Raw genomic sequence first — 4,345 nt, forward strand, 5'->3', positions numbered from 1 at the left:
AGCGATATATCGGCTGTCAGTGATTCTTCCATGATATAGGTTTTGCCGTTGAACTCTCGCTCTTCCTTCCCTTCAGCAATGAGAGTGCCTACGCCGGTCTGGGTAAAAAATGCTGGAATACCAGCACCGCCGGCCCGCAGTTTTTCGGCTAGCGTACCTTGAGGGGTAAGTTCAACTTCAAGTTCACCACTCAGGTATTGACGCTCAAATTCTTTATTTTCTCCAACATAGGATGAAATCATTTTCTTGATCTGACGGGTAGTCAGAAGCTTTCCTAAGCCGAAGTCATCTACTCCTGCATTATTGGAAATACAGGTCAGGTCTTTTACTCCGGTTTCTTTTAGAGCTGAAATCAGAGCTTCAGGAATACCACACAGGCCAAAACCACCGACTGCCAGAGTCTGTCCATTTGCGACTACATCCTGAAGGGCAGCAGTTGCACTTTCATAGACTTTATTCATAAGTTGAATTCCTATGGTTTAAGCGGTAGTTTGATCCAGTTCGTCAGCATGCAAAAAATGAGTATGATGAGGCGCGCGCTTGGTTTTACTCCATTCTTCTAGCATCTCATATTTCATTTCTTCAGTAATCATGGCAATTTTCTGCGGGGCTTTTTCATCATCATAAGCCAGCTCCAAACGGTGACCGTTTGGATCAAAGAAATAAATTGAATGGAAAATGCCGTGGTTAGTAATACCGAGTACATCTACACCATTTGCCTCTAGATGTGCTTTGGCGGCTTCAAGAGCTGTACGGTCTTTAACTTTCAATGCAATATGCTGGACCCATTTTGGTGTATTTTCGTCGCGGCCCATTTCTGGCTGGGTTGGCAGTTCAAAAAAAGCAAGAACATTACCATTCCCGGCATCTAAAAACAGGTGCATATAAGGGTCAAAAGCTTTGGTAGAAGGTACATGGTCTTCGGCAAATGCCAGAATAAAATCCATGTTCAGGTTTTTCTTATACCATTCGACGGTTTCTTTAGCATCTTTACAGCGATAGGCCACATGGTGAATTTTTTCGATTTGAATAGTCATGAACAAATGTCCTTATTTTTTATGCGGCATCCGACTGCGCTTCTGGCGCAGCATTCTGGAATGCGCTCAATGTTGAGCAGTGTGTATAAATACTTTCAATTTTGGGAAAAGCTGTCAGGTCAATATTAAAACGCTTGGCGTTATAGACCTGAGGAATCAGGCAGCAGTCTGCCAGTGTAGGAGTATTGTTAAAACAGTAGCGGCCATTTGAGTCGTGTAATAAAGCTTCAAGTGCTTTAAAACCTTCAGTCACCCAATGGGCGTACCATTCAGATTTTGCTGTTTCACCAATTTGCAGGGTTTGACTTAAATACTGTAATACCCGCAGATTGTTCACCGGATGAATATCACAAGCAATACTCTGACAAAATGCCCGAATTCTTGCTCGCGAGTGTGCATCTTTGGGTAAGAGGGGCGTTTCAGGATGAGTTTCTTCAAGATACTCTAAGATACTCATGGACTGACCCAGATTGAAGTCTCCATCTGTGAGCGTAGGCACCAGTGCAGTTGGGTTCATGCGGCAGTAAGCTTCAGAACGCTGTTCGCCTCCATTTTTCAGCAGATGTACAGGCACAAGTTCGTAGTGCAGTCCTTTAAGATTCAGGGCAATACGTACCCGGTAAGCCGCGGAACTACGGAAGTAACTATACAGCTTCACGTTGCTCTACCTCTGATTCATCAGTATTAAAATCAAACTGGACAGCTGGCAGTACCTTGCCGCTTACCTCACCAAAACCGATACGCAGACCATCTTTTTCACAGTAGCCTTTCATGATCAGGGTATCGCCATCTTGCAAGAAACTGCGCTGTTCGCCATTTGAGAGTGTAAGTGGCTTGGTCGTATTCCAGGTAAGCTCCAGCAGGGAGCCATAAGAATCGGGGGTAGGGCCAGAAATGGTACCTGAACCCATCAAGTCACCGACCTGAACGTTACAGCCAGAAATCGTATGGTGAGTCAGTTGCTGGGCCATTGACCAGTACATATATTTAAAGTTGGTTTGGCAGATCACATCGGCCTGTACCTGTCCGGCTGCCTGAAGTTCAACAGAAAGCTGGATATCGTAACTGTTGGCACTGTTGTCTTCACGCAGATAAGCCAATGGACGTGGTTCCTGTTCCGGACTGTTGGTCTTGAAAGGTTGCAGGGCGTCTAGCGTGACAATCCACGGTGAAATAGAGGAAGCAAACGTTTTGGCATTAAATGGACCAAGTGGTACATATTCCCATTGCTGAATATCACGTGCTGACAAGTCATTAAACAGTACCATTCCAAAAATATGGTCCCAGGCATTTTCAATGGAGATCGGTTCGCCCAGCTGGTTTGGTTTGCCAATAATAAAACCGGTTTCCAGTTCAAAGTCGAGCTTGCGACAGGCAGTGAATACAGGGCGTTCTTTACTTGGCAGTTTAACCTGGCCCGACGGGCGAACTATATCTGTACCACTAACTACTACTGAGCTGGCACGACCATTATAGCCGACCGGAAGTTCTGACCAGTTAGGAAGCAAGGCATTCTTGGGATCACGGAACATACAGCCAACATTGGTAGCATGCTCTTTTGAAGAATAGAAATCGGTATAGCCGGGAATGTGGACTGGCAAATGTAGCACTACTTCTGAGCGTTTAAAGAAGGCTTTTTCACGCAGTTCGCTATTATCACGTAGTTCTGGATTTGTACTGGAAAGAAGGAATTGCAGGGTAGAGCGAACTTGAGTCCACTGATCACGTCCAGACTCAATAAACTGATTTAAGGTTGACTGATCAAAATAGTTTCTGCCTGCTTCAATAGTGAGTAAGCCAGCCTGTTCAAGTACTGCCAGATCTACTACATACTCACCTAGTGCAACACCGGCGCGACGTTTTCCATCAGCTGTTTCACTAAAAATACCATAAGGCAGGTTCTGAATCGGGAAATCTGAATCTGGTGCAACATCGATGAATGATTTAAGTTGTGTCGTCATTTAACTGTTCCTTTTGTCCAAATGAAGGCAGCCTGCCGCTTTTATCTGACCTGATGTATCTATGGAAATCAGGCTACTTGCTTAAAGTTAGTTCATGTCCAGAAATTAAAATGTCTGCAAATTTTCCAAAGCTTAAGACAGCTGTTTTTATCTTAGTTCTATCATACTTATTTTTATATATTACACAATATATAATTTAATTATGGATATCGTAATAAGCGAAAATTAAAATAATACTCAGCCATTATTTTTCGGTTTTTATATAGAATGACCTATTGAAATCCGCTTGCACCCCGGCAAAAATCCGTTATGCTGATATAGCTAATATACGATTTGTGGACCTGAACGTGCGCCTTGGCAGACTTTTAAAACAGTCTTGGCTTATCTGTTTTCTTGTTTTTCTAACAGGATGGTCTACTGTGTCTGCTCATCTGCTAAGTCATTCCGGCGGATCTCAACCTACGCAGCAAGTGAACCAGCATGTTGGCCATGCAGGCTGTCACGAAGTGTCTCATGCTGCATCACAATCTGCGCATCATTCTTGTATCAATGATGCTAGTCATAAGACAGTGCAGCAGGTTCATTGTCACGATTGCAGCTCACTACATTGCAATACACTGCAAGTGGTTTTAGCAGCAGCTGATAACGTGCCTGAATCTTTACCAAATCTTTCTTTACCCGAAACAAGCCACAGCCATTATTTTGCCCGTTACTTGCCGGGATACTGGCAAGAAATTCTGCGCCCTCCTAAAGCCTGACCTTAATTTCACGATTAAAAATTATTTTTAATTATCAAGGTCAAATCATGTCTATAAAACTGAGTCAAGCCCTGTTACTGGGTGCCTGTCTGTCCTCATCCACCTGGTTAATGGCGGCAGTCAAGGAATATCATCTTACTATTGATGAACAGCTGGTGAATGTACCCGGCAAGCCACTAAAACGTATTACTGTAAATGGAAAATTTCCAGCTCCTTTACTCGAGTTTGAAGAAGGCGATGAAGCCGTAATTCATGTTTATAACAAGCTTAAAAATGAAGACTCTTCCTTACACTGGCATGGATTGTTATTGCCGGCTTTAATGGATGGTGTACCTGGCTTTAATGGATTTCAGGGTATTAAACCGGGTGGTCATTTTGAATACCGGGCAGAGTAAAACTTGAAGTGCGACATAAACCACCTAATTAATTTAAAGGGTTTATGGAGTATATAAAATTGTCATACCATCATCTTAACTTTGAAGATCGTACTGCATTAATGCTTGAGTCAAGAAAAGAAGGCTTTTCAGCCAGAAAATTTGCTGAACTCATTAAAAGACATCCTAGTACGATCTATCGTGAGCTTAAAAGA

At 43.1% G+C, this 4,345-nt stretch carries 6 protein-coding genes and 1 pseudogene; 3 read left to right on the forward strand and 4 right to left on the reverse strand.

Features of this window, described 5'->3' with window-relative positions; translation table 11 throughout:
• The 4 genes from J502_RS15585 to fahA all read right to left on the reverse strand — a co-directional run.
• Positions 1-461 (reverse strand): CoA transferase subunit A (locus J502_RS15585; protein ID WP_034685109.1); only part of this gene is annotated, 461 nt, incomplete at its 3' end.
• A gap of 18 nt (positions 462-479) precedes the next feature.
• Positions 480-1,037 (reverse strand): VOC family protein, encoded by a 558-nt coding sequence (locus J502_RS15590; RefSeq protein ID WP_005018974.1) that lies wholly within the window; start codon positions 1,035-1,037, stop codon positions 480-482.
• Positions 1,038-1,056: 19 nt separating this feature from the next.
• Positions 1,057-1,695, reverse strand: coding sequence for a maleylacetoacetate isomerase (gene maiA / locus J502_RS15595; RefSeq protein WP_005406698.1), 639 nt, complete (start codon positions 1,693-1,695; stop codon positions 1,057-1,059).
• Positions 1,682-2,998 carry a fumarylacetoacetase gene (fahA, locus tag J502_RS15600; protein WP_034685112.1) on the reverse strand — a complete coding sequence of 439 codons (1,317 nt, stop codon included), beginning with the start codon at positions 2,996-2,998 and terminating at the stop codon, positions 1,682-1,684. The genes maiA and fahA overlap by 14 nt, the downstream gene beginning before the upstream one ends.
• Positions 2,999-3,417: 419 nt before the next feature.
• On the opposite strand from fahA, the gene J502_RS15605 reads away from it, so the two are divergent.
• From J502_RS15605 to J502_RS16755, 3 genes and pseudogenes are all read left to right on the forward strand, one after another.
• Positions 3,418-3,756, forward strand: coding sequence for a hypothetical protein (locus tag J502_RS15605; RefSeq protein ID WP_005406790.1), 339 nt, complete (start codon positions 3,418-3,420; stop codon positions 3,754-3,756).
• A gap of 47 nt (positions 3,757-3,803) precedes the next feature.
• Positions 3,804-4,142 (forward strand): annotated as a pseudogene (locus tag J502_RS15610) (multicopper oxidase domain-containing protein); the annotation flags it as partial.
• 68 nt (positions 4,143-4,210) lie between these two features.
• Positions 4,211-4,345: helix-turn-helix domain-containing protein (locus J502_RS16755; protein WP_428991986.1), on the forward strand; the 135-nt coding region annotated here is incomplete at its 3' end.

It is taken from the genome of Acinetobacter sp. 1294596 (genome assembly GCF_000582925.1).
In the GTDB taxonomy this organism is placed as follows: Bacteria; Pseudomonadota; Gammaproteobacteria; order Pseudomonadales; family Moraxellaceae; genus Acinetobacter; species Acinetobacter radioresistens.